The sequence below is a fragment of the Aquirufa antheringensis genome, from assembly GCF_004307425.1.
Classification (GTDB): Bacteria; Bacteroidota; Bacteroidia; order Cytophagales; family Spirosomataceae; genus Aquirufa; species Aquirufa antheringensis.
Genome location: NZ_SEWZ01000001.1, coordinates 69,005 through 95,154 on the forward strand (window position 1 = coordinate 69,005; position 26,150 = coordinate 95,154).

A 26,150-nucleotide genomic window follows, 5' to 3' on the forward strand; every position below is an offset into this window, starting at 1 on the left:
TGCGACCTTTGTGCGGCCAAAGTGTAAAATTAAATATTTATGAGCGAAACGCTATTTTTTCTTCTTTTTTCAGTGGGTGTGATGGCCGTGATGTTGATTGACTTAGGAGTATTCAAAAAGGATACAGCGGAGGAAGTGACTTTTAAGGAGGCGGGTTTTTGGACCGGCATGTGGGTTTTATTAGCGATTATCTTTTACTTTTTCTTAGGGTATAACGGGGCGATGGTTCACGGGATTACCGATATGGCCAGTTTGAAAGCCGTGCAGCAGGCTTACGCTAGTCACATTCATTTAGGGACGGGTTCGTACGCGGAGGCTTTAACGATTTTTCAGGATAACTTGTCGTTGGAATTTATTACGGGGTATTTAGTCGAATACTCTTTATCTGCTGACAATGTGTTCGTGTTCATTTTGATCTTTAATTCCTTTGGGGTTCAAAAGCGGTATTACAAGAAAATCCTGGTGTGGGGTATTTTGGGAGCTATTATTTTGCGCTTGATTTTTATCTTCTTGGGCGCGGCTTTATTGCAGAAATTCGATTGGATTATTTACGTTTTTGGGGCGTTTTTAGTGTATACAGGGGTGAAAATTCTTTTCTCTTCTGGAGAGGAAGAGCACATCGAACCGGGTGAACATCCGGTTGTAAAGATCTTGTCGAAGTATTTTAATGTGTATAAGCGTAATGTGATTGGGCGATTCTTTGTGCGCATGAAGACAGGGAAATTATTTATGACTCCCATTTTTGTGATCGTGGTTGTCATTGCCTTTACCGATATTTTATTCGCAGTGGATTCTATTCCAGCGATTTTCTCGATCTCGAAAGATCCCTATATCGTCTTCTTTTCTAACGTTTTTGCCGTGATGGGACTTCGTTCCCTTTTCTTTTTCCTCTCTAGTTTGATGGGCTTGTTCCGTTTCTTGCCTATGGGTTTGGGCGTTTTATTGAGCTTCGTGGGAGGCAAAATGTTAGCGCATTCGAAGCTGGAAGAATGGGGTTTTGGGACACTATCTTCCTTAGGGGTGATCATCGGAATCTTGACGATCAGTATCCTGTTGAGCGTTTTATTTCCTGCGAAAAAGGAGGCTTAATGCCATTCGTTCACCATTTTACGGTATTGCAGTGGAGGCGTATTCATCCATGCTTTGAACTGCTTATTAAAATGGGAAATGTTGCCAAAACCGCTCTCAAAGCACACCTCAATCATGGGTTTATTCGTTGTGCGCAATAGGGTGCAAGCGTGTTTCACCCGAAATTCCGTCACTAATTCAACAAAGGTTTTGTTCGTCACTTTTTTGAAATAACGGCAAAAAGCCGTTTCCGTCATGTTCGCTAAATGGGCCACTTCGTCTAAATGCACTTCTTGGGTATAATTTGCGATGACATACGCATAAACTCGATTGATCCGCTCAAGATCCCCTTCCGCGATGGCATAATTTCCTTCTGTTGTATCGATGGCCTGCACATCCGCGGTGGAAATTCCGATGGTATGAAGGATTTGTAAGAAGGCCAAAAGTCGTGGAAACGGCGCCATCTCTGCTAGAGCCAGCATGTTTCGCGCAATCTTATCTTGCGTAGGTCCCACGATGGAGAATCCCGTTTTCGCTTTTTCGAACAAATTTTTCAAGCCGGCACAGGCTTCATGGCTGAGAAATTCCTCTCCCAGAAAATCTTTCCTAAAGTGGATAACCAAAGCCTGCGCCTCTTCCGGATCGGGATCTGCTAAAAGCCAATCTTTCTGGTGGTTCTGCCAGCAATGGGGTAGGTTTTCGCCTAGTAAAACGAGATCGCCCGGTCTAAAATCCGTAATCTGGTTTCCAATGAAACGCTTGCCTTCGCCTGCGATAATGAGTGTTAATTCTAATTCAGGGTGGAAATGGTAGGGTGCGTCAAAACGGGCCTGTTTCACATGTTTGATTTGAAATCCAGAGGTGAGGTGTTCGCGCTGTGCTTTCATTTAATTTTAGCCTTTCGGAGTGTGGGGATTCGTAAAAAGGTAAAATTGCATCTTTTTTGGCCAAAATAAAGGTAGCCCGCTAAAATATTTTCTGAAATCTTTGCCAGAAAAAAGATGCTAAACCAACCCTTTCCCGTTTCGACAGAGCAAAAAGCCTATTTTGCCACAAATGGACACGCCTACATTCCTGGATTAATCTCTGCCGCTGAATTACAGCCCTATCGTCAGGCGATTTTGGACTGGGCAGCTGATTTTAGGGCGCAGCAAAAACCGATGGAGGAGCGAGATACCTATGGCAAGGCGTTTCTGCAGATGATGAATTTGTGGGAGAGTTCTGAAACAGTGAAGGAGTTCACGCTGGCAAAACGTTTCGCCTCGGCGGCTGCCCAATTATTAGGGGTTCAACAGGTTCGCTTGTACCACGATCAAGCCTTGTTCAAAGAACCTGGCGGAGGTCATACCCCTTGGCACCAGGATCAATATTATTGGCCACTGGATACGCCTAAAACAGTGACGATGTGGATGCCTTTGGTGGATATCGAAGAAGGAATGGGTATGCTTACATTTGCCTCGAAATCCTCCGATGCAGATTTACCTAAGCTGGAGATTTCCGATGCATCTGAAGCTTTAATCGGGGATTACGTGGCTAAACAGGGCTATGAAATTGTGGCCCAAAAATCCATGAAAGCGGGTGATGCCACCTTTCATTTAGGCTGGACATTGCACAATGCGCCCGGAAATCAATCGAGTAAAATGCGAGAAGTGATGACCATTATCTATATGGATGCGGAGGCTCGGGTAATGGAGCCACAAAATCCGAACCAAGAGGCAGATCGCCAGCGCTGGTTGCAAGGTTTAGCCCCCGGATCGCCCGCAGCTTCTGCCCTAAATCCCCTTATCGGAGATTAGGACAGTCGCAGGCATTTTTCTTAAATAAGGACCATTTTTTCTTGTAAGGCTTCGCTTGGTAGCGATGGCTCGCACACGAGCTAGCTAACATGGAAACACACAAAAGAAGAAGTATATAGCGCATTATTTTAATCGAGCTTTGAAGTAATTGATCGCCATTCCCCAAGCCTCTTCAGTAGCGGCTTTATCAAATGCCGGGTTAGAAGGATTTGCAAAGGCGTGTTGGGCGTCGAAGATTTTCGTTTGAATGCCTTTGCCAGCCGTCTTCATATTGGCCTCAAATTCCTTCACTACCGTCGGGTTAATGAATTGTTCCTTACCCGCAAAAAGACCTAAGACGTCTGTTTGTAATAATTTTAACTGCTCTACTTCCTTCACTGGCATACCGTAGTACATTACGCAAGCAGCTGCTTGTTTGCCCGCTAAGATGGAAGCTTTCAACGATAAAGATCCGCCAAAACACCAGCCCACCGTCGCAATCTTCGCTTTCGGTCCAGCGAAAGCAATGGCACCTTTGATGATGGCTTCCAGACGAGCTGGATTCGCACCGCCCATATATTTAGCGGCATCTTCCCGAGTGGTTGCGACTTTTCCGTCATACATATCCACCGCTAAGACATTTACGTTGCCTAAAGTGCTGTAGAAATGCTCGGCTTCTCTTTTAATGTGGTCGTTTAGGCCCCACCATTCTTGGAAAACAAGGAGTGTATATTCGGTCGGTTTGTCAGCGGGAATGTAGAAACCTTTGGCCATCTGATCATCCGGCGTCTTGAATTCGACCATCACGCCACCTGCTTTACTCACGTGGTGATATGGCTTAGGTAGTGCGTGAGATTTAATAAAGGTCTTATTAGAGGCCAAAAGCTGCATCCCATCCTTCTTTACGAAGCAGCAAGAGACCTGAGAATAGGCGAAAAACGAGGCGAAAACGAGCGCCAAGGTTGCGATATATTTTTTCATTGCTTGATTTGATAAATTTTTTCTTAAATGTAGCCGAAAATTTCTGTTTTGCCCTAACTTTGTCCCAAACCTATTTATTTTAAACATGAAAAATTCCTCGTTCGGGATCCTCCGAATCACTCTCATTTTTGCCTTATTGGTTTCTACGCTTTCTGTATTTGCACAGGCGGCTAATCCGTTAGCAGGCAAGAAAATCTTAGTTTTTTCTTCTACGAAAGGCTTCCGCCACTCCTCTATTAAACCAGGTCAAGTTGCCTTGTTTAAGATGGCCAAAGAAAAAGGCTTTTCAGTTGATACAACAGAAAATGCAGCGAACTTCACAGAGAAAAATTTGAAACAATACCGCGTGGTGGTGTTCTTAAACACGACCTCTAACGTATTAAACGATGTGCAGCAAATCGCTTTTGAGCGCTACATTCAAGCAGGTGGAGCCTATTTAGGTATTCACGCGGCAACAGATACGGAATACGATTGGGCTTGGTATACAAAATTAGCCGGTGGCCAATTTGCTTCACACCCAGGTCGTCCGAATGTACAAAAAGGAAAATTTACCGCAGTAGATCGCACACACATTTCGACGGCGCACATGCCTGAAACGTTTGATCGTACGGATGAATTTTATGACACAAAGAACTTTAACAAAGACGTTAAAGTGTTAATTACCTTAGATGAGAAATCATATACTGATGGTAAAATGGGTGATTTCCACCCAATGGCTTGGTACCACGAATTCGACGGTGGCCGTGCGTTCTATACGAACTGGGGACACACACACGAGTCATTTGAAGAGCCCATTGTAGTACAACATTTGTGGGGTGCTTTGCAATGGTTAGCCTCAGGTCCAGCTCAGGATTATACGAAGAAACTACGTTCAGAATTGCCTCCAGAGGAGAATCGTTTCACGAAAGTGGTTTTAGATCGCAATTTGGACGAGCCTACTGAATTAGCCGTAACTGACGGAGGAAAAATCTTTTTCGGAGAGCGCAAGGGTAAATTAAAGATGTATGACCCTAAAAAGGGAAAGACGAAAGTCGTAGCTGATTTGGACGTATTCTCTAAATTTGAGTACGGTTTAATGGGGGTGAATATCGACCCTGATTACAACAAGAATCACTGGTTGTATTTGTTCTATTCTCCTCAAACAGGCAAAGCAGATACGGCACAACACTTGTCTCGTTTTACCTATGATGACGTAAAAGACACCTTGATTATGAGTTCTGAAAAAGTACTTTTAAAGGTGCCTGTTAAACGTGACGGATGTTGCCATACAGGCGGTTCGATCGCTTGGGACAAATCAGGTAATTTATTCCTTTCTACAGGAGATGACACAAATCCATTTGATTCAAATGGGTTTGGACCCATGGATAACCGTCCAGGTCGTGCGGGCTGGGATGCACGTGCTACTTCTTCTAACACGAATGATTTAAGAGGAAAGATTTTACGTATTAAACCCACTCCAGAAGGAGGTTATACGATTCCAGAGGGTAATTTATTCCCGTCGGGTATTTACCATGCAAAACCAGAAATCTATGTAATGGGTAACCGTAATCCTTACCGTATTTCGGTGGATAAGCGTACCGGTTTCTTGTATTGGGGTGAAGTAGGTCCGGATGCGGGTGAAGATTCGAAGAAATATGGTCCACGTGGACACGATGAAGTGAATCAAGCACGTCAGGCGGGCTATTTCGGTTGGCCATTATTTGTAGCGGATAACCGTCCTTACAACCAGCGTGATTTTGCGAAGGATAGCACTTGGGCTACGTATAATCCCAAAGCGCCTATTAACAACTCTCCTCACAACACAGGATTCTCACACTTGCCAGCGGCTCAAAAAGCGTTCATCTACTACCCTTATGTAGATTCACCAGAATTTGGCCCGGTTATTTCCAAAGGTTCTCGTAACGCGATGGCTGGTCCAATCTATTACCGTGAAGATTTCCCATCCACATCGAAGACGAAATTCCCGGCTTATTATGACGGTAAATTCTTCGCCTACGATTGGTCACGTGATATGATCTATACGGTTTCGATGAATGCGAAAGGTGATTTCGTTCAAATGGAACGCTTCTTGCCTAACACGACTTTCTCTCATCCAATGGATTTAGAGTTTGACAAAAACGGTACGATGTACGGTTTAGAGTATGGACCTAACTGGTTTGCGGCTAGCGAAGAGGCAGCTCTTTACAAGATAGAATACAACGCAGGAAACAGAACGCCTAAAGTGAAGGTGGCTGTGGACAAAGCGGTAGGTGCTTTACCTTTGAAAGCGAAGTTCTCTTCAGCAGGAACGGTAGATTTTGATGGTGATGCCATTAAATATGCTTGGAATTTTGGTGATGGTGGTACGAGTACAGCGGCGAATCCACTACACGTTTTCGCGAAAGCAGGTGTATACAATGTGAAATTAACCGTCAAAGATGCAGCAGGCAATTCAAATTCTGAGGTGATTAAAATTACAGCGGGTAATGAAGTGCCAGCGGTAGACGTAGCGATTGAAGGTAACAAATCATTCTATTGGAATGACAAGCCGGTAACTTACAAGGTTTCGGTACAGGATAAAGAGGATGGAAGCTTAGCGAATAAGAAAATTGCGGAAGACGATGTCATTATGCAAATTGATTATTTAGAAGGATTTGACAAGACGGTTATTGCACAAGGTCACCAAGCGAATACCTCCTTCTCTGCTGGCAAGCGTTTGATCGATTTATCGGATTGCAAGACGTGTCACGCGATCGATAAGAAGTCAGTAGGACCTTCTTATACAGACGTAAGTAAGAAATACCGTGCGAGCTCACAAAACATTGATGAGTTATCGAAGAAGATCATCTCTGGTGGTGGTGGAGTTTGGGGAGAGAATGCGATGGCAGCTCACCCACAAGTTTCAGTTGCGGATGCACGTGAGATGGTGAAATACATCTTAGGTTTAGCAGACAAGAAAAAAGCATCTAAGCCAGTGGCTGGACAATATGTCCCACAAGACAAAGGAAAGCCAGGAACGTTTATCTTCCGTGCGATGTACACAGACAAAGGAGCGGGTAAAATTGCGCCGGTAACAGGTTCTAAAGTCGTGACTTTACGTGATGCGAAGTTCCCTGCAGTAAGCGCAGATGCAACAGCTAAAACGATGAAGTTCAAAGTAGATGGAATCGGCGAAATCTTAGTGGCTACCGCTTCGGGTGGATATGCTCGTTACGATGCCATTGACTTAACGGGTATCAAGAACCTTTCAGTAATGGCTACCTATATGGCTGGTCAAACGGTAGGAGGTCAATTAGAGCTCAGAACAGGTAGCGTAACAGGTCCATTGTTGGGTTCTGTTGAAGTAAACGCAACTAAAGCATACAATTTCCCTCTGAACACTTCAGGTGTTCACGATATCTATTTGGTATTTGTGAATGACAAAGTGAAAGAAGGAGCGTTATATGCGTTGATGAATTTGAACTTCCAGAATTAGTCCATTGCAATAATCAGAATTTTAAAAAGTGAGGGCTTAGGTCTTCACTTTTTTTATTCACGGTAAAAAAGTCATCACTAGATGTTACTTACTCTTCTTTTGATGAATTTTTATAGAACGCGCTTAATGCTAAGGCTAGGAAAAGATTGATTGCTACCGTTTTTGCGTAATCTTTAGTCATTTTTGCGCTTTCAAAACTTTTTGTTATTTCCTCCTGTCTTTTCTGTAAAGAGGAGTCCTTATTCTCAATTGTTAAGCTATTCTTTGCTTCTACTTCTTCTATTCTATCCCTCGAGTTTTGAGTTTTTTTCTCAGCGTAAATTACTTTATACTCCGGGAAGAAGTAATTGTAAAAAGCTAGATTGAAGGCAAATATCAGTGAGTGAGCAGTTAGAAAAATAAGTAAGTAATTGATAAAGCGATTTTTGTAATAGCTTGAATAAGAGTCTAAGATCTTTTTTAATAAATAGATTGGGATAGCGATAAAAGCAATTAAAAAACAAATTCTCAGAATAGTGATGATACCTGTACTATCACTGAAAGTGTCTGCTAAAATTAGGATGATTCCAATCAGACCCAAAATAAGTCCTAATTGAATAGTTGACTGAAGTATTTTACTTGTTTTCATTTTGGAATTTTCTATTTAAAAACAGAACCAACAGGGTAGAAAATATAAAATATAAATAAAAGTATTTGATAGGGTGGTTTTCATAAAATGAAAGGATGATGTTTTGCTTGGTATAAATATTGTATGATAAAATCAATTTGCCCCAACTAGTAGGAAGCCAAAAGAAAGAATCAAAATAGCTTAAAATGGAAAAGAAAAAGTGTATTAGGTATAAGTAGGTTGTGTTTTTAAAGTAGTAAAAAAAGGAAGTTATTATATAAATATAGGGAATAGAAAAAAGGAGGTAGGTAATCAGATTTTGAATAATAAACGATCTTGAATCTATGGGCGAATTAGGTAATTTCAACTCCATGAAGAAAATGTACACGATTGAAAAAATACTCTCAATCAGTAAGAATAGTATGATTTTTGAGTGTATTTGAGAAAGTTTGCTAGGAGGAATTATTTCAATTCTGTTTCGGAAATCATTTTCCAGATCTACTTGTAAATAGGATATAAATACAAAAGGGTAGATAATTAATAAACAAAAATTTAAAACTTTAAAGCTGAAAGAAACTTCTTGTAAATACAATTGATTAATAAGGCTTCCTTCTGAAGTGATATTAAAATTAAGGAGCAGTAAAATGAAGGAAAATAGAATACCACCCGTTGCTAACAGAAGCTTTTTGCTTTTGAAATAGAGATAGAGATTATATTTTAAAAGATTTTGCATCTATTTGTAGGTAACAGTTTTTAATAATTTAACATTTTCACTGCCAATTGCATGGTTTGTGGAATTCAAAAGAAGTAATAGAATTGATCCAATTAATAGGATAATGGTCTTGTTCAGTTTGTAACAATAATTCGCAACAAAAACGACAAGAGGTAGCACTACTAGTGCTTCTATTGTCATTTGGTAGAAATAGTTTGTTTTAGTAATAGGGCTATTCTCCCAATAGTGAATCGGAATATAAGAGTCGAATTCTTTGTTTAACAATATGCTAAGGACTAACGTGAATAATGATAATAGCAGCGTGTTAACTAGTAGGTTTCCAATAAGCTCATTCCTCTTGTTTATTGGTAAAAGTTTCAGGTTTTTACTATTAACGTTTTGAGATAAAAACAGATCAAAATAAAAGACAGCTATTAAAAGCAAGACAACATTTTTATGTATGACACTTAATTTATAAAAACAGTAAGTCGTATAGCTGCAGTTCGGTTTGTCTACATATTCAAAAAGTAGCACAGAGTTTGATTTAAAATGTAAAAAGGCAGCCAGCTGAATCAATAGGACTAGGAGCATGGCAATGATTGCGTTTCTTTTGAACGAGGACTTTATTAGTTCGAATTTGATATAAGTTAGGACCGTCAAATTTATTCCTGTTTAGGTAATATTTTCTAGTTTACTAGTATTTCCCCGTTCGTAATTTGGACGACTTTTGTGTCGAAAAGGGCAATTTCCTTCTCGTTATTCGAAGCAATGATAAATTGCATGTTTTTATACTGAGAATAATCTCGAATAATAGAATGAATTAATGCGGCATTCTCAGAATCTAAATTCGATGTGGGTTCATCTAAAAGAACAAGTTGGGGCTTATGTTGCATAGCCAAAAATAGGTCAAGTCGCTTTCTTTGACCGACCGATAGTTCATTCGCTTTTTTAGTAGAAATCTCAGCTAAATTCAAGGAATTAAATAATGAACTACGATAATCATGGGGGGCTAATGGATATAAATAACTGATAAGGCGTTTGTTTTCTTCAACGCTTAGATGGTTGTAAGAAAGGCCGTTATGAAGACAAACGCCTATCTTACTTAGCCAATTTGTTCTCGTTTTTTCGTTTAGCTCATTTTGATCAATCAGCACTTGGCCCTCGATCGTACGAATACCATTATAAAATACTTTTAAAAATGAAGTTTTACCTGAACCATTACTCCCTTTAATGAATACAACTTTGTCTTCATGAGTTAATTCTAGATGAGGGATTTTAATAGCTGGTTCACCTTTAATGTAACCAGCTATTAAATGACTTATAGAAATATTCATTTTAGTTTGGCCAAAAATTATCTACCGCTTGACGAAAACCGTTATTGCACTCAATAACAGACACTTGATAGGTAAATGTAATAATTTTTAAATCTATTTCAACTGTATAATAGGACAGCTTACAAATAATTGAAACATCAGGTAGTTCACCCCTATCAATGGTAGTTTGTGCTCGAGAATTAATCGGCGATATAATTGTAGCTAACATCGCTATACTAAAGATTAACTTTTTCATAAAAATTGAGTTTTTTTTCATCCCTACTCTTGATTGGTTTTTCGGGTTTCACCAACACACTTGATTTCGATGGAAACGTAGTCTTTATTATCCTATTCTGATAAGTTATTTCACAGGTAATTCCTTGGCTTTGGTACCGAAATAATCAGTATACAAGGCCCTAATCATCTACAGCAAGTATGATTAAAACAAATTATTAAGGGGGAGAACAGGATTATTGAAGCAGAAAAGAGTCAATAATACAAAGGGATATAAGTGGTCGGAGAATTCGATTTCATCTAAACCACGATTTAAATGTAGCGTATTAAAACGAATAAACAATTTAAAAAAAAAGACCGAAGAATAACTTTCTTCGGTCTTTGTAAATTCAGCTAGCTTATCTATCCGATAACTCGAGCCACCTCAGCTCCTTCTCTTCCAGCTTATTCTTGATGTCCTCGATAGCTTTCGCCCAATCGGTTAACAATTGAAAGTCTTCCGAGCCCTGGTTGAGTTTTTCGACGAAGGAATCTTTTTCGATTTCTAAAGCCGCCATTTCTTTTTCAAGTTCCTCGAACTCTTTTTGTTCCTTGAAGCTAAGCTTAGGTCCTTTAGGTGCTGCCGCTACGGGAGCCGATGTCGATGGAGCTTTTACGGGACTTTGCTTGGCAGCCGGCTCATCTTCCTTGTTTTCTAAAGCCGTGCGGTAATCCGTGTAGTTTCCATTAAAGAAGTTCACTTCGCCTTCACCTTCTACTAGAATTAACTGGTCTACTAGATTGTCCATGAAATAGCGATCATGGGAAACTAATAAAAGACACCCTTGGAACTCACTTAAAAAGTCTTCTAGTAACTGTAAGGTGTCTAAGTCCAAATCATTCGTCGGCTCATCGAGAATCAAGAAATTTGGATTCTTTACCAGCACCCGCATTAATTGTAGACGCTTCTTTTCGCCACCTGACAGCTTTTCCACCGGAGTATATTGCTGAGCAGTAGGGAAGAGGAATTTGCTCAAAAACTGGCTTGGGCTGAGTGATTCGTTCTTTCCGTAAGGGATGACTTCAGCGATTTCGGTGATGGTGTCGATGACGCGTTGTTCTGGGCGGAAATCGAAGGGAATTTGGGTATAATAGCCCACCACTAGCGTTTCGCCGGGATCGATGGTGCCTGAATCCGGTTGTTCTAAACCAGTTAAGAGTTGTAAGAACGTCGTTTTGCCGGCGCCGTTTTTGCCTACGATACCGATGCGGTCCTTCTTCTTAAACGTATACGTAAAATCGTTGATGATCTTCTTGTCTCCCCATGCCTTTTTCAGGTGGTTGATTTCGATGATCTTGTTACCTAGACGGGACATTTGGATGTTGAGTTCCAGTTTGCTGTCGTCTAGTTTTTTGTTCGCTTTTTCTTCGGTTTCGTAGAAGGCATCGATGCGGGATTGGGACTTAGTTCCACGCGCTTTGGGTTGCTTGCGCATCCACTCGAGTTCTTTCCGGTAGAGGTTTTTTGCCTTCGACACGCTGCTGGCATCCGATGCTTCGCGCTCGGCTTTTTTCTCTAAGAAGTAGGCGTAATTTCCTTCGTAAGTATAGATGGAGCCGTCGGCTAATTCCATCATCTTATTGCAGACCTTGTCTAGGAAATAACGGTCGTGGGACACGACAAGAACGGTGACGTTAGGGCCGGACATGATTCCTTCCAGCCATTCGATGGTTTCGATGTCCAAATGGTTAGTCGGCTCATCCAGAATCATAATATCTGGACTCTCGATAAGTAGTTTAGCGAGGGAAAGACGTTTCTTTTGGCCCCCAGATAAAGTAGAAACCTTTTGGTCGCCATCTGGAATGCCTAAGCGGCTGATAATTTGTTTCGCACGTGCCTCGTAATCCCATGCGTTGTGGGCTTCCATTAAGGCGAAGGCGTCTTCTAATTCTTTCGAATCGCCAGACAGCATCGCTTTCTCGTAGGATTTGATGGCAACTGCGCTAGGTAAATCGTCCGAGAACAGGTAATTAAGGACTTGTTCGTTTTCAGCGAAAATCGGATTCTGAGGTAGGTAACCTACGCGAATTCCTTTGCGGATGGAGATTTTTCCCTCGTCTGGCGTTTGCATCCCCATGAGAGATTCCATTAAGGTGGTTTTACCTGTGCCGTTTTTTCCGATGAGGGCTACTTTTTCGCCTTTTTGGAGGCCAAAAAATAAACCTTTAAACACCCATCTTTCGCCTAGGTTGCGTGATATGTTCTCCGCCGATAAATAATTCATTCGTTTGTTGTTGAGAATTCGATTAAGAATTCGATTCCATCTCTTCTTCTCTTATTTTACGCTTCAAGACGCGGCCTGAAACGCCAATACTGATTTCATATAAGCCTAAAAGTGGGAACGCCACTAAAAGCTGTGAAATCACATCTGGAGAAGGGGTGATGATCGCCGCCACGATAAAAATGACAATAAGGGCATGTCTGCGATATTCCCGCATGAAGGACGGGGTTAAAATGCCTACTTGAGATAGCACAAAGGCTATCATCGGTAATTGGAAGGTGATTCCGCAAGCTAACGTTAACATCGATAACAAGGAAATGTAATCGTTGATGTCAAATTGGTTTTGGATGCTCGGATCTAATTTAAAGTTCGCAAGGAAATTAATGGCCATAGGTGCCACCACAAAATACCCGAAAGCAACCCCACTAAAAAACAATACAGAAACCCAAAATACCGCCCCACGCGCTGCTTTCAATTCCTTGCTTTTTAAGCCTGGTTTGATGAAGCGCCACAATTCGTGGAACATGTAAGGGAACGCAAATAAAAGACCTACGATGATCGACTGTGTTAGGGCCATCATGAATTGACCTGAAACCTCTCTACTTTGAAGTATAAAATCAGCCTTCTGCATGCACAAACTAGGCATGTTGAAGAGGTCAGCGGCTTGACACAGGATTTGGTTCGTATAAAAATCCGTTTTCGTGGGACCTAAAATGATCGAACTGAAAATGAATTCACGGAAGAACCAAGCGGCCACTGCGAAAATAAAAAAGGAAGCAACAGATCGCAGAATATGCCATCTTAATTCTTCTAAATGACCTAGGAAGGACATCTCTGTGCCATCCGATGCGTCATCGTCGTCGAAATCGTCAAAATCTTGATCTGTTGCCATGTGTTATTATAGGTATAATGGGAATTGCTTCACCCACTCATTTACTTCTCCTTTGATAGATTTCAATACCGCCTCATTATCGTGGTTCATCAAGGCCTTGTCGACCATCTCCACGATTTGAGCCATATCCGTTTCTTTCAAACCACGTGTCGTCATCGCCGCCGTTCCCACACGCATACCTGAAGTAACGAATGGAGACTTGTCGTCGAATGGAACCATGTTTTTGTTGATTGTAATATCGGCTTGAATCAACGTATTCTCTGCTAATTTACCACTCAATCCTTTCGGACGTAAGTCAATTAACATCAAGTGATTATCTGTGCCGCCTGAGATGATATCGTATCCTTTCGCTAAAAAGGCCTTCGCCATCGCTTGCGCATTCGTCCGCACCTGCTTCGCATATGCCTCGAATGTAGGAGTTAATGCCTCGCCAAAAGCAATCGCTTTCGCCGCAATCACGTGCTCTAAAGGACCACCCTGCGTTCCTGGGAACACGGCGCCATCTAAACACGCAGACATCATTTTCAATTCTCCTTTTAAGGTTTTAAAGCCAAATGGATTCTCAAAATCATTCCCCATCATAATCAAACCACCACGTGGTCCACGAAGCGTTTTGTGCGTCGTAGTCGTGATAATATGGCAATGTTGAACCGGGTTATTTAATAAACCCTTCGCGATTAACGCAGATGGGTGTGAAATATCAGCTAATAAAATCGCTCCTACTTGGTCAGCGATCGCGCGTAGACGGGCATAATCCCAATCACGAGAATAAGCAGACGCACCACAAATGATCAATCTTGGTTTTTCTTTAAGGGCAGTTGCTTCTACTTTGTCCCAATCGATCAATCCCGTTTCTTTCTCTACACCGTAGAAGAACGCTTGGAAATATTTACCCGAGAAATTCACTGGAGAACCGTGTGAAAGGTGACCACCGTGAGACAAATCAAATCCTAAGATTTTATCGCCTGGGTTTAAGAATGATAAGAATACCGCCGCATTCGCTTGCGCACCAGAGTGAGGTTGAACGTTTGCCCAAGTCGCACCGAATAATTGTTTCGCACGCTCAATCGCTAAGGTCTCTACTTCATCCACTACTTCGCAACCACCATAATAACGCTTTCCTGGAAGACCTTCCGCGTATTTGTTGGTTAAAACACTTCCCTGTGCTTCCATCACCTGAGGAGAGGTGAAGTTTTCAGAGGCGATTAATTCAATGCCAAATTCTTGGCGATGTGCCTCCTGGTTAATCAGGTCAAAAATTTCTTTGTCTCGTTGTGTAGGGAAAGTGGATGCCATAAAAAGAAATGGGTTCTGGATTACAATTTGAAAGGTCAAAAATACGTTTTTTTCTCCAAATTGAAAAACGAAAAGAGCCTATAATAAGACAAATATCACGCACGTTTCTGCGCTTTTTTCTTAATTTTGACATTGCATTTTGAGACAAACATGAAATTAAAATATATCGCCTTTCTTTTGTTCGCTTTCTTGGCCATTCCGGCCATTGCCCAAAAGATTACCCCCGCTAAATGGTCTTGGTCTATCAAGCCTGCAAACCCGAAAGTAGGGGAGCAAGCAGAGGTCATTTTTAAAGTCGCCATTGAAAAAGATTGGTACCTTTACTCGTCTGATTTTGACAAGGATTTAGGTCCTGTTGTGACAACGGTTACCTTTAAACCAGGAGTTGGTTTTCAAACAGTGGGCGGCTTACAAGCCATCAATCCCCATTCGAAAACGGATACCGAGATTTGGAATGGAACCTATACCTATTTCACTGGGCAAGCAGAATTCCGTCAAAAAATCAAAATCACCGCCTCGGCTTACACGATTGAGGGTTCCTACGATTCCCAATCTTGCTCGAACGTTTCTGGACTTTGTGTGCCTATTAGAGGCGTTTTCGCTTTAAGTGGAATGGCGGAGAAGGTAGTTTCCGCTGACACGGCTGCCGTTCCCGTTATCGAGCCGGTGACTGTGGACTCCGTAGTGGCAAAACCTACCGTTGCGACCACACCGACTGAAGCACCCGCAGATGACTCCCTTTTCGCTTTCTTTTGGATCGCCTTAGGCGCCGGATTCTTAGCTTTATTGACACCATGTGTTTATCCCTTAATCCCGATGACCGTGAGTTTCTTTACGAAGCAAAAGGGCGGGAAAGGCTTAGCTTTCTTATACGGTGGATTTATTGTGTTGATTTATGTGTTTTTCGGAACCCTACTAGCCTTCTTTGCGGGTGCAAGTTTCGCGAACTTCCTAAGCACGCACTGGATCCCGAATATGCTCTTCTTTACGATATTTATCCTATTCGGTATTTCGTTCTTAGGTGCGTTTGAAATTGTATTGCCATCGAATCTAGTGAACACGGTGGATGCGAAGTCGGATAAAGGCGGCTTCATAGGGGTGTTCTTTATGGCTTTCACGCTTGTCTTAGTTTCCTTTTCTTGCACAGGACCACTTGCTGGGTCCATCTTGATCGCAGCTTCTCAAGGTGCTTTCTTGAAACCAATCATCGGGATGTTAGGTTTCTCCTTAGCCTTTGCGATTCCGTTTACCTTGTTCGCGATTTTCCCTGGTTTCATGCAGAAACTGCCTAAGTCAGGCAATTGGATGAATGAGGTGAAAGTCGTTTTGGGCTTCTTAGAAATTGCGCTTGCGTTTAAATTCTTAAGCGTGGCGGATCAGGTTTACCACTGGCATCTATTGGATCGCGAGATCTTCCTAGCGATTTGGATTGCGATCTTTACGGCCTTGACCTTGTATTTATTCGGTAAGATTTCCTTGCCACACGATGGTCCTGCGAAGAATCTGTCAGTTCCACGTACCCTGTTTGCGACGGCGGTTTTAGCCTTTGTCATTTACTTGGTTCCGGGGATGTTCGGAGCGCCGTTGAAAGGGCTTTCTGGCTGGTTGCCGCCGATGAATTCGCAGGATTTCAAAGGTTCGCAAGCGGCTGAGCCTGTTGCGCAAAAAAGCGACGCATTATATAGCGATTTCTTAGAACTGCCTTTAGGCCTGGATGGTTATTTTGATTTCGAGCAGGCGAAAGCGGCTGCCTTGAAGGCAAACAAACCCTTGTTTATCGACTTCACAGGACATGGTTGTGTGAATTGTCGGAAGATGGAGGAATATGTATGGTCTGATCCTTCCGTTTTACAGCGACTAAAAAACGATTATGTGGTGGTGGCCTTGTATTGCGACGACAAAACGGAATTGCCGGCAGACAAGTGGTATACTTCGAAAGTAGACGGGCAGGAGAAGAAGACTTTAGGGGACCAAAACCTCGACTTTCAAATTTCTCGCTTCAACTCAAACGCGCAACCGCATTACGTTTTATTAGATCCTCGTAAGGATGATAAGCCTATGGTTCAACCGGTCGCTTTCGACGCCAATGTCTCTCACTTTGTTAGCTTCTTAGACGAAGGTAAATCCATCTATCAATCTGCGAAATAATGTCTTGGGGAGCCTATTCTGGTGTAATGATCGCCACGGGATTGAAGTTTATCGCTGGGCCCATCACGGGTTTTAGCCTCGGTTTAACTTGGTATGAGACGGTTTTTTTTACCTGGCTAGGGGCGATGTTAATGGTAACCTTTATTATTACATCGGGAAAAGCCATTTTAGGATTAGTCTCTAAATACCGGACCACGAAACCTAAATTATTCTCTAAACGTGTTCGCTATGCGGTAGACATTTGGCAGCGATTCGGAATTAAAGGTATTGCAGCTCTTATGCCTTTGATTTTCACACCTATAGGAGGAAGTTTACTAGCGCTTTCGTTCAAAGTACCTACTGCGCGCATCTTGTTTTTTATGGGAATCTCCTCGCTGATTTGGGCACTCATCTATGTGGCTGGAATTTACCAATTGACTTTTTTAAGGGATATGCTGGTGCATTAATCGCACGACTCTCGCGAAAGAGCATAAAAAAAGCCGGATAAACCGGCTTCTTTAAAATCTATGTGATCAGGAACTAGTTTCCTTGATTGATCGCTTTTCCTTTGAATAATTTCTCGCGGATGGCATTCGCTTTCACTTCTAGTTCAGGTTTTGCATCGTAGGTTAATTTCGATTGAACCGCTGCACTGTCTGGGTGAACACCGTACACATACTCATCGCCTTTGCGCACGTCTTTTTGTTTAATTGTGTTGTTTTTTTGGTAATCACAAGAAGTCGCTACCGCTAAAATGGCTACTAAAGAAAGTAAATTCGTTAATTTCATAAGGCTGTGTCAATAATTATTTGCAAAAATAAGGAATAGGTCATCGTTCGCCTAACTTTCGGCAATTTTTTTAAGTTGATCCGCTAAAAAGTCCATTAATTCCTGGATATACGGCTTACTGAAATTGAATTCGATACCGGCAGTGGCATAAATCGTTTTCATCGGTTGAGTATATCCCAGTGAAAGCGCGGCGATGTATTGCTCGAGGGCTTTTTTCGGATTTTGGCAATAATTACGCCAAACCGCCAGCGCTCCTAATTGCGCAATCGCATACTCAATGTAATAGAAAGGCACTTCGAACAGGTGCAATTGTTTTTGCCAAATATTCGACCGCACCTCCGCTAATCCCGTCCAATCTGTCACCGTATCCGAGAATTTCGAAACGATTTCATTCCACTTCTCTTCGCGTTGTGCCACAGAATGTGTTGGGTTCTCATACACCCAATGCTGGAAAGCATCGATGGTCGCCACCCAGGGAAGTGTCTCTAAGATGTCTTCTAGGTGCTTGATTTTGGCACGTTTCGCCTCTTCGGGATTCGTAAAATAATGTCCCCAAAGGTCCATTGTCATCAATTCCATACTCATCGAAGCCAGCTCAGCCACTTCAGATGGGAAATTACGGAAGGAATTTAAGGCTAGGTCTTTGGTCAAAATACTGTGCACCGCATGCCCGCCTTCGTGTAACAAAGTCACCACATCACGCACGGTTCCTGCCGCGTTCATAAAGATGAACGGATAGCCCGTCTCCTCTAATGGATAGTTATAACCGCCAGGATTCTTGCCCTTGCGCGAGTCTAAATCGAAACGATCAAGCGTCACCATTTCTTTTAGGCAATTGCCTAAGAACGGATCCATCTCGTCGAAAACGCCGATTGTTTTGGTCAATAATTCTTCTCCTGTCTCAAAAGGTTTCAAAGGTCCACGACCTAATGGATCCACCGCCTTGTCAAAGGGCTTTAAGGAATCCAAGCCCATTTCTTCTTTGCGCTTCGCCGCCGCATCGTTCAATAATGGAACAACAGTTTCTGCGACTGCCTCGTGGAATTCAAAACATTCTGCCGGACCGTAATCAAAACGACCTAAGCTCGCGAAGGCATAATCGCGGTAGTTTTCAAAACCTGCATTCAAAGCCACTTGATGGCGTTTTTCAATAAGCGAAGTATACAAATCGTTTAACTCATTTTTGATTGTCAAACGCTTTTGAACCATCGTTTGGTAGACTTCTTCGCGTTCCGCGCGATCAGTGGATTCCAACAATGCCCCCGCCTGTTGCAAGGTTTTTTCTTCGCCTTTTATCGCCACCATCAAGGCGCCAGTTAAAGCCCCGTAATTGGTTTCTAGATTTTGTAATTCTGTGAACAAGGGGATATTTTCCTCGCGGAAGATTTCGATCGCCTTCTTCATCCCGCGCAACATCACTGGGAATCCCGTTTCCGTTAGCTCGTTCACGAACGGACTTTCGATCACTTTCTTATTCCACGCATCGTCAAAAACAGAGGCATTGGGCATGATTTCGTTCACAAACTGCGCGTAGCTCGTTTGCAAAGTCTCGTTTTGGTTATCGCAAGACATTTTGATGTAGCGCCACGCAAAGTTTTCCGATAAGTAGGATTCTAATTCGGAGCGATTCGCACAAAAATCCCGTAAATCTGCAATGCTGGAGATTTCCGTCGCACTCAATTGCTCAAAATAAGGCAATACCGATTCCCAGGTACTTAATTGAAAATCTGCCGGTAAAAATGTTCTCTGTTTCATATTAATCTAAGTCAATCACTACGCCAGTGCTCAATGGATGTGCCACGCAAGTTAAAATATAGCCCTTCGCGATCTCGCCTGGGGTTAAGCCGTCTTCCTCGTCCATCCCCACTTTTCCGCTCGAACATAGACCCATACAAGCCGTACACATGCCTGCTTGGCAAGAATAGGGGATGTCTAAGTCAGCCTCTAAAGCCGCCTCTAAAATGGTTTCGCTCGGTTGAACGGTAATTTTATGTTCTTTTCCTTCGTAAATCAGGGTCACTTCTTGCGTTTGCAACGTGCCATCCTCTTCGGCTTGCTCCATCTCTTCGCTGGCCACCACTCCGAAAGATTCCTGGTGAATTTGACCTGCCGGCACATCAAACATCGCTAAAGACGATTGCACTTCCGTCATCATTCCTTGCGGACCGCACAAATAATAATGGGCAGATGCGATGTCTAGGCCTAGTTCTTGTTTTAAATAATACACAATCGAAGCCTGGTTGATTCGGCCTTTCAATCCTGGCCAATTCGCAGCGGGTTGAGAGATAACGTGCAATACTTTGAAGCGATTGGAGTGCGAGGACTCTAATGCATCCAAGATCTTTTTGAAGATAATTTGATCCTCGTGACGAGAACCGTAGATTAAGTGAATTTTAGACAAGGGTTCGCCATGTAAGATCGTTTTGATCATCGATAACAAAGGCGTGATTCCTGAACCTGCGCCCACGAATACATAATTTTTCGAAGCAGACGCCTCCGCTTCCAGGGTAAAATTCCCCATCGGTTCCAGCACCTCTAAGCTATCGCCCTCTTTCAAGGTGTCGCAAAGAAAGTTAGAAACTAGGCCACCCTCAATACGTTTTACGGTGATTGCAGGGGACATATCGGTCTTCGAAGAAGACGACAAACTATAACTTCTACGGACTTTTTTACCCTCGATTTCGGGGATAACGGTTAAAAATTGACCCGATAGATAATGCAAGGCATTGTGAATGGGTTGCCAAAAATGGATCGTCTTCGTATCGATCGTCTCTTCCGTAATTTCTTTAATTTTTAAATGCATATTAATCGCTGCTAACGGGTTTAATCCAGGCGATAGCGCTCGGCCTGCTTTCATTGTGCAGACGATCGAGGGCGGTCACCGTAAATCCATAACCCGGTTTAAGGTCATCTTGTTCCAAAAATACTTCCGTTGCCTTCCCTTTGTAGATAATGTTGCTTGGATCTTCCAAGTACTTTTTGTCCTGTTTCGGGATTCGGTACACCACATAATAGGCTACCGGATCTTTATCATCCGATTCCTCGCCGGCTTGCCATGTAAGCTTTTTATTGGCTAAAAATACCTGAGTAGGCGCATGCGGCGCGATACTATCGAGCCACGGCGTCGTAGGGACTAAAGCCGGATGCACAAAATAATGAGCACGCAACGTATCCCTAAAGCCCTTCGTATTTTTCGACAAAGAAGTCGAACTATAAAAAATCAATCCTTTGCCTTGAGACATACTTCGGCTAATTTCCACCTGCTTTTTCATTTCCTTATTCGTCCACACATCCCCTAAATGATACGAAGCCATCCCAAAATACACCGGTTTTCCATAGGAATGCGCGTTCCACCACTCGGCTAATGGCTTAAAAGGCGCCACTCGGTGTGCCGTATCCCAATACAATTGCGGCGCGATATAATCTAACCAGCCTTGTTTCAACCAATAATCTGTATCCGCATATAAATCGTCATAAGATTGCAAACCTTTCACCGTAGGCGATCCGTTCACGGGATCAGATGTTTTATGTCGCCAAATCCCAAATGGACTAATCCCAAACTTTATTTTCGGATTGGTTTTGCGAATGGTCTCGGAGATTTCCTGAATTAACGCACTCGTATTACGACGCCTCCAGTCTGCCCTAGACTCACCCGAAAGTCGGTATTTTAGATAGGTATCCTCGTCATTTAATTTTGATTTCGGATCTGGATACGGATAAAAATAATCGTCAAAGTGGATTCCATCCACATCATAATTCAAAATGATATTACGTACGAGTCCTGCGATGTAATGGCGTACAGCAGGAATACCAAAATCAAACAGCAACTGTCCCCCATAAGACAAAAGCCATTCTGGGTGTTTTCTAGCGACGTGTTCTGAACTTAATAGCGCTCTCGATGACATGGAAGCACGGTTCAGGTTTAACCAGGCGTGAAATTCCATCCCACGGGCGTGTGTCTGATCGATCATAAATTCCAAAGGATCATAATAGGGGCTAGGCGCCTGCCCCTGTTTCCCAGAAAGGTAGGTCGTCCAAGGTTCAGCACTTTTCGCATAAAGCGCATCAGAGGCGGTTCGAATTTGGACAAAAAGGGCATTGATTCCCGTTTTCTGATGGGAATTTAATAGATCAATAAATTCGGATTTTTGTTTCGCGCCGTCGTAATTGTGCGGGCTGGGCCAGTCTATGTTTTGGACTGTCGCCACCCAAACTCCCCTCAACTCACGCTTAGGTCCCTGCGCTAGTACACAGGTAAATAAAAGACAAAAAATAAGGGTTGAAATTAGGCGCATCATTCGGGATGCAATTTACCTAAAAATGGGCAATTAGGCTTTGTCGATTGAAAATAAATAGCCTACCCCCTTCAATGTTTTGATGTAATATTCTGGGATTTTTTCGCGCAATTTACGGATATGTACATCCACCGTGCGTTCCACTACGAATACATCTGATCCCCACACCTTTTCTAATAATTCATCACGGTTAAATACCTTATTCGGGTTCTTGGCTAAGAAAGAAAGCAATTCAAATTCCTTTTTAGGTAAAATCAAGGCTCTTCCTTGGAATGTCGCTGCATATTGCACGCGGTCAATGACTAAATCTCCGATGGAAATAACGTCGTTTTTCGACTCAGGAACAGCTACTTCACGTGTTAGTAAGGCGTTGATTCGGCTAATTAAGGCACGTAATTTGATCGGTTTTACGACATAATCTGTGGCTCCACTTTCAAAAGCAGCGATTTCGGTGTACTCTTCACCACGTGCCGTAAGGAACAGGATGAGTGTATTTTTGAATTCGGGATTTGATTTGATTTGGCGTGCTGCTTCGATGCCATCCATTTCTGGCATCATGACATCCATGATGATTAAATGCGGTTGGAACGTTTTCGCGGCAGCGATGGCCTCTTTTCCATTTGTTGCTTTTGCTAAAAGAAAGTTTTCTTTTAGTAAATTGTATTCCAATAACTCCAAAATGTCTGCATCATCATCTACGAGTAGAATTTTGTATGCGGGTGAAGCTTGTGCCATAGGTTGTGAACGGATTACGACACAAATATAGGAAGTCGTATGTTATGTAATTGTTAATTTATTAGATATGTCAAACAACACCGCTTATTCGTCCCGTTTATCTAACGCCCTCTTATCGATGGCTTTGATTATTGCTGCGGCTTATCTACTTCAGGACTTGTTGATTTTACTTTCTTTTGCGCTCGTTCTCTCCCTTTTGTTATTGCCTGCGAGTAAATGGATGGAGGCCAAAGGTTTTCCCCGCGCCCTGTCCATCTTCATCGCCATCTTGCTGACCTTTGCTCTGATTTCCTCTTTGCTTTTTGTCGCAGGAATACAAATCATGGAATTCTCCTCTGAGTTTCCTCTCTTCGCAAAAAAAGCCGAAAAGTGGATCTCCAGCTTGCAGTCCTTTATTTCAGCTAATTTCAATATCTCGCGTCGGAAGCAAATGTTAGAGCTGAGTAATGAGTTGATGGCCTTGTTGAAAAACTCTGGAGTGATTATTAGCACCACATTTTCGACCGCTTTGCATACGGTAACGGCCCTCATTTTAGTGCCGGTTTTCACCTTTTTCTTTTTGTTTTACCGCGATTTTTTTGAAAGCTTTTTGCAGAAAGTGTTTCCTAAGACGGAAGCACAAGTCTTAACGAAAGTGATGGAAAAAACGGGATCCGTGGTGCAAGGTTATTTAGTCGGATTGCTGGTTGTTATGTTAATTGTAGGCGTGTTGAATTCGGTCGGATTTTGGTGGATTGGAGTGGAATATCCGGTGTTTTTCGGATTTTTGACAGGAATACTTTTATTGATTCCATATATAGGCATTTGGATGGGTGCTTTGCTTCCTATCTTATTGAGCTTGGTGACTTTGAGTCCATCGCATGCGTTAGCCGTGGTGGCGTGGGTAGCGGCGGCTCAGTTTATTGAAGCGAATTTTATCACGCCTCTTGTGGTGGGATCGAAAGTGAGTATGAACCCGATGGTGGCGATGCTGGCCTTGTTATGTGGAGAATTACTATGGGGAATTCCAGGATTGATTTTAGCACTTCCACTCACGGCTGTGATGAAAGTGATTTTTGATTCCATCCCTAATCTAGCACCCTATGGATTCTTGTTAGGGGAAGCTCCAGCGAGAACCACTAAAAGTTCTAAAGAGACAAAAGCTCCTTAAAGCGGATCGATTGCCGGCGGGAAATTTCTATTTTCTCTGCTTTTTCGCCTTTTAAGGTTACTTGTAGTCCACCGGAAAACCAAGGTTCAATCTTCTCAATGAAGTTCAGGTTCACGATGTGTTTACGGTTGCAACGGAAGAATAATTTCGGATCTAAACGCTCCTCTAAAGAGTTGAGGGATTTGAGGACGAGAGGTTTTTGGTCGTCAAAAAACAAACGAACATAATTCCCCATCGATTCACACAAGCGCACGCGATCCAAGCGCACAAACCAACATTTCTCCCCGTCTTTCACAAAAATCTGGTCATTACCGCCTAATACGTGATTGGCTGTAACCGATTTTTCTGTGGAAGCTGGACGCTGAAAACGGGATTCTAATTTTTGAATACTTTCACTTAATCGCGCTAACTCGATCGGTTTTAAGACATAATCCAAAGCGTTCACTTCGAATGCCTTCAGCGCATATTCATCAAAAGCGGTTGTGAAAATAATTTCAGGCAGAAAACCATCCCATTCTTCTAGCCATTCAAAACCCGTTTTGCCAGGCATTTGGATGTCTAAAAAGACCACATCAGGTTGTAATTCTTCGATGAGTTGACTCGCCTCGTCCGTATTCGCCGCTTCACCGATTACCTCGATGGACGGAAAATTCTCTAATAAACGTTTCAGTTCATTTCTGGCAAGGCGCTCGTCGTCTACAATGATGGCTTTCATAGGGGATTTAGGCTATTGTTTCAGCAAGATACGGAATCGTGACGGAAGCGAGGACGCGAATTTTGTCCAAAGGTTTTAAGTCAATATGAGCGGTCTCACCGAACAATAAAGTGAGTCTGTTTTGGGAGTTTATTAAACCGATGCCCGTGGATTCCCCACGAATTTTCAAATGTCCCGGATTAATCACTTGTAATTGAATTTGATCACCAATCACCTCACCCTTAATTTCGATTAATCCTTCCTTTGAAGAATGAGCAATCCCGTGTTTGATCGCATTCTCCACCAAAGTCTGCAATAACATAGGCGGAATCTGGGCTTGATTTATTTCCTTCGCGACGTCTAATTTCCAAGTCAGGCGCTCCTCATAGCGAATCTTTTCTAGGTTCAAATAGTCGATAATCGTGTCTAATTCTTCTGCGATGGAGATGGTCTTTTTACGCTCAGTGAGCAGGGAGCTGCGGAGTAGTTTGGAGAGTTGGTTGATCCCTTTTTTGGCCTTAGCCGGATCCTCTGTGATTAAGGCACGAATGCTATTGAGAGCATTGAATACGAAATGGGGATTCATCTGCGCGCGCAAGACCTTGCCCTCGGTTTCTTGAATGGCGCGTTCGAGTTGATTATTTTCTCGCTCCATCACGAGTTGCTTTTTCGAATATTGGAAGAAGAAATAGATCAACATCCAAATCGCGAGCGGCTTCATAAAGTTAAAGAGGTACTGCGTGATGATGAAGGGGCTCATTTGGACTTCAAAATTCTCTCCTAATAAGTATTGATCGATGGGCAAATTCAACGCAACCAGGCAAGTCGCCATCACACAAAGGGCGATGAAATGATTACGCAACATGGCAAAAAGAGGCAAATCCTGCCAAGCAAACTGCTTTGTTATTCGCTTGTATTGATGGGTAAGCAAGATGGCTAGGGAGATGTTTGCTAGAGACGCATACAACCACGCCCAGTGCCAGCCGTATTGATTCGTGTATAACACCGCTTCATTGAGCATCCAAGCGAACCACCCGCCGGATTGCAACGCCCAATACATTCGTTGTCTTAACATCATTACATTGATTGCGGTAAATCCTCTAGGTGAATGACGCAGTTACCTTTTAATAGCCTAAATTCCTGCGCAGTATAATCGTATTGCAGGTGGTAGAGGCACAGGTTTTGGTGCGCATACTGATCCATATGGTGGAGTGGCGCGTTAAATAAATGGGTTAATAAAACCCGCATCGCACGACCGTGCATCGCGATTAAAATAGCTTTTTCTTCCGGTCTAGACAGGAGAAGGTCGACCACTGGCTTTTGGCGTTCTAAAACTTCCACTGGACTTTCCCCCTCTTCGGATTGAACGTGGACATTGCCCTCGCGCCAGGTCTTCGTTAGGTTTTTATAGTATAAATCATCCTCCGTATTAGGTGATTTACCTTCCTTATTTCCCCAAGAAATTTCGTTTAAGCCTGCGTGTTGCTCCCATGGCAAACCTTTGTCGATAAACCCTTTCACCGATTGATGCGTTCTGCGCAAAGCTGAAGTATAGATTTTATCAATCGGGAGATCTTTGTAGTGCGCAAAAAAAGCGGCAGCCTGTTTTTGGCCTAACTCATTTAAATCTGCATCAATCCCACTGCCCTGCACGACCCCCTTCCGATTGTATTCTGTTTCGCCGTGGCGAATCAGGTAAATATCTTTCACTAAATCAGGCCGAGCTTGCATATTAATCGTATTTTATTCCGAATTTTAGCCAAAATT

At 42.7% G+C, this 26,150-nt stretch carries 22 protein-coding genes; 6 read left to right on the forward strand and 16 right to left on the reverse strand.

Going from position 1 to position 26,150, the window contains the following annotated elements; all coding sequences use genetic code 11:
- Positions 1-33: 33 nt before the first annotated feature.
- Entirely contained in the window at positions 34-1,089 is a 1,056-nt protein-coding gene (locus EWU21_RS00350; protein WP_130894805.1) for a TerC/Alx family metal homeostasis membrane protein, read from the forward strand.
- Here the strand turns inward: EWU21_RS00350 and EWU21_RS00355 are convergent.
- The gene (locus EWU21_RS00355) at positions 1,086-1,955 is read right to left on the reverse strand and encodes an AraC family transcriptional regulator (protein WP_130894806.1); all 870 of its coding nucleotides are present in this window, start codon (positions 1,953-1,955) and stop codon (positions 1,086-1,088) included. The genes EWU21_RS00350 and EWU21_RS00355 overlap by 4 nt on opposite strands.
- Positions 1,956-2,069: 114 nt before the next feature.
- Between EWU21_RS00355 and EWU21_RS00360 the strand changes: the two genes are divergently transcribed.
- The gene (locus EWU21_RS00360; RefSeq protein WP_130894807.1) at positions 2,070-2,864 is read left to right on the forward strand and encodes a phytanoyl-CoA dioxygenase family protein; all 795 of its coding nucleotides are present in this window, start codon (positions 2,070-2,072) and stop codon (positions 2,862-2,864) included.
- Between the two features lie 123 nt (positions 2,865-2,987).
- Here EWU21_RS00360 and EWU21_RS00365 read toward each other — a convergent pair whose 3' ends face one another.
- Positions 2,988-3,824 (reverse strand): dienelactone hydrolase family protein, encoded by an 837-nt coding sequence (locus tag EWU21_RS00365; protein ID WP_130894808.1) that lies wholly within the window; start codon positions 3,822-3,824, stop codon positions 2,988-2,990.
- Positions 3,825-3,909: 85 nt separating this feature from the next.
- On the opposite strand from EWU21_RS00365, the gene EWU21_RS00370 reads away from it, so the two are divergent.
- A complete protein-coding gene (locus EWU21_RS00370) occupies positions 3,910-7,278 on the forward strand; it encodes a ThuA domain-containing protein (RefSeq protein ID WP_130894809.1) in 3,369 nt (1,122 codons plus the stop codon).
- An 88-nt stretch (positions 7,279-7,366) separates the two neighbouring features.
- Here EWU21_RS00370 and EWU21_RS00375 read toward each other — a convergent pair whose 3' ends face one another.
- From EWU21_RS00375 to glyA, 6 genes are all read right to left on the reverse strand, one after another.
- A complete protein-coding gene (locus EWU21_RS00375; RefSeq protein ID WP_130894810.1) occupies positions 7,367-7,906 on the reverse strand; it encodes a DUF4199 family protein in 540 nt (179 codons plus the stop codon).
- 1,377 nt (positions 7,907-9,283) lie between these two features.
- Positions 9,284-9,931, reverse strand: a complete 648-nt coding sequence (locus EWU21_RS00380) for an ATP-binding cassette domain-containing protein (RefSeq protein WP_130894811.1) — start codon at positions 9,929-9,931, stop codon at positions 9,284-9,286.
- A gap of 1 nt (position 9,932) precedes the next feature.
- Complete coding sequence (locus EWU21_RS00385; RefSeq protein ID WP_130894812.1) at positions 9,933-10,166, reverse strand: hypothetical protein; 234 nt, start codon at positions 10,164-10,166, stop codon at positions 9,933-9,935.
- Positions 10,167-10,542: 376 nt separating this feature from the next.
- Positions 10,543-12,408, reverse strand: coding sequence for an ABC-F family ATP-binding cassette domain-containing protein (locus EWU21_RS00390; RefSeq protein WP_130894813.1), 1,866 nt, complete (start codon positions 12,406-12,408; stop codon positions 10,543-10,545).
- 22 nt (positions 12,409-12,430) lie between these two features.
- Positions 12,431-13,297 carry a twin-arginine translocase subunit TatC gene (gene tatC / locus EWU21_RS00395; protein ID WP_130894814.1) on the reverse strand — a complete coding sequence of 289 codons (867 nt, stop codon included), beginning with the start codon at positions 13,295-13,297 and terminating at the stop codon, positions 12,431-12,433.
- A gap of 6 nt (positions 13,298-13,303) precedes the next feature.
- Positions 13,304-14,593, reverse strand: a complete 1,290-nt coding sequence (gene glyA, locus EWU21_RS00400) for a serine hydroxymethyltransferase (protein ID WP_130894815.1) — start codon at positions 14,591-14,593, stop codon at positions 13,304-13,306.
- Positions 14,594-14,743: 150 nt separating this feature from the next.
- Here glyA and EWU21_RS00405 point away from each other — a divergent pair, with 150 nt between their 5' ends.
- Entirely contained in the window at positions 14,744-16,741 is a 1,998-nt protein-coding gene (locus EWU21_RS00405) for a protein-disulfide reductase DsbD family protein (protein ID WP_130894816.1), read from the forward strand.
- Positions 16,741-17,187, forward strand: a complete 447-nt coding sequence (locus EWU21_RS00410; RefSeq protein WP_130894817.1) for a hypothetical protein — start codon at positions 16,741-16,743, stop codon at positions 17,185-17,187. Before EWU21_RS00405 ends, EWU21_RS00410 begins: the two co-directional genes overlap by 1 nt.
- A gap of 73 nt (positions 17,188-17,260) precedes the next feature.
- Here the strand turns inward: EWU21_RS00410 and EWU21_RS00415 are convergent, their stop codons facing one another.
- The 5 genes from EWU21_RS00415 to EWU21_RS00435 are packed head-to-tail and all read right to left on the reverse strand — an operon-like array spanning position 17,261 to position 22,539.
- Positions 17,261-17,509, reverse strand: a complete 249-nt coding sequence (locus EWU21_RS00415; RefSeq protein WP_130894818.1) for a hypothetical protein — start codon at positions 17,507-17,509, stop codon at positions 17,261-17,263.
- 51 nt (positions 17,510-17,560) lie between these two features.
- Positions 17,561-19,264 (reverse strand): M3 family oligoendopeptidase, encoded by a 1,704-nt coding sequence (locus EWU21_RS00420; RefSeq protein ID WP_130894819.1) that lies wholly within the window; start codon positions 19,262-19,264, stop codon positions 17,561-17,563.
- A gap of 1 nt (position 19,265) precedes the next feature.
- Positions 19,266-20,366: a ferredoxin--NADP reductase gene (locus EWU21_RS00425; protein WP_236633154.1), complete on the reverse strand. Its 1,101-nt coding sequence runs from the start codon at positions 20,364-20,366 to the stop codon at positions 19,266-19,268.
- A complete protein-coding gene (locus EWU21_RS00430; RefSeq protein WP_130894820.1) occupies positions 20,314-21,807 on the reverse strand; it encodes a glycoside hydrolase family 10 protein in 1,494 nt (497 codons plus the stop codon). Before EWU21_RS00430 ends, EWU21_RS00425 begins: the two co-directional genes overlap by 53 nt.
- 30 nt (positions 21,808-21,837) lie before the next feature.
- On the reverse strand, positions 21,838-22,539 hold the full coding sequence (locus EWU21_RS00435; protein WP_130894821.1) for a response regulator transcription factor: 702 nt from the start codon (positions 22,537-22,539) through the stop codon (positions 21,838-21,840).
- A 67-nt stretch (positions 22,540-22,606) separates the two neighbouring features.
- Here EWU21_RS00435 and EWU21_RS00440 point away from each other — a divergent pair, with 67 nt between their 5' ends.
- A complete protein-coding gene (locus tag EWU21_RS00440; RefSeq protein WP_130894822.1) occupies positions 22,607-23,689 on the forward strand; it encodes an AI-2E family transporter in 1,083 nt (360 codons plus the stop codon).
- Here EWU21_RS00440 and EWU21_RS00445 read toward each other — a convergent pair.
- The 3 genes from EWU21_RS00445 to EWU21_RS00455 are packed head-to-tail and all read right to left on the reverse strand — an operon-like array spanning position 23,667 to position 26,114.
- Entirely contained in the window at positions 23,667-24,404 is a 738-nt protein-coding gene (locus tag EWU21_RS00445) for a LytR/AlgR family response regulator transcription factor (RefSeq protein ID WP_130894823.1), read from the reverse strand. The genes EWU21_RS00440 and EWU21_RS00445 overlap by 23 nt on opposite strands.
- Positions 24,405-24,411: 7 nt before the next feature.
- Positions 24,412-25,461, reverse strand: a complete 1,050-nt coding sequence (locus EWU21_RS00450) for a sensor histidine kinase (protein WP_130894824.1) — start codon at positions 25,459-25,461, stop codon at positions 24,412-24,414.
- Positions 25,461-26,114, reverse strand: a complete 654-nt coding sequence (locus EWU21_RS00455) for a histidine phosphatase family protein (protein ID WP_130894825.1) — start codon at positions 26,112-26,114, stop codon at positions 25,461-25,463. Before EWU21_RS00455 ends, EWU21_RS00450 begins: the two co-directional genes overlap by 1 nt.
- Positions 26,115-26,150 lie beyond the last annotated feature (36 nt).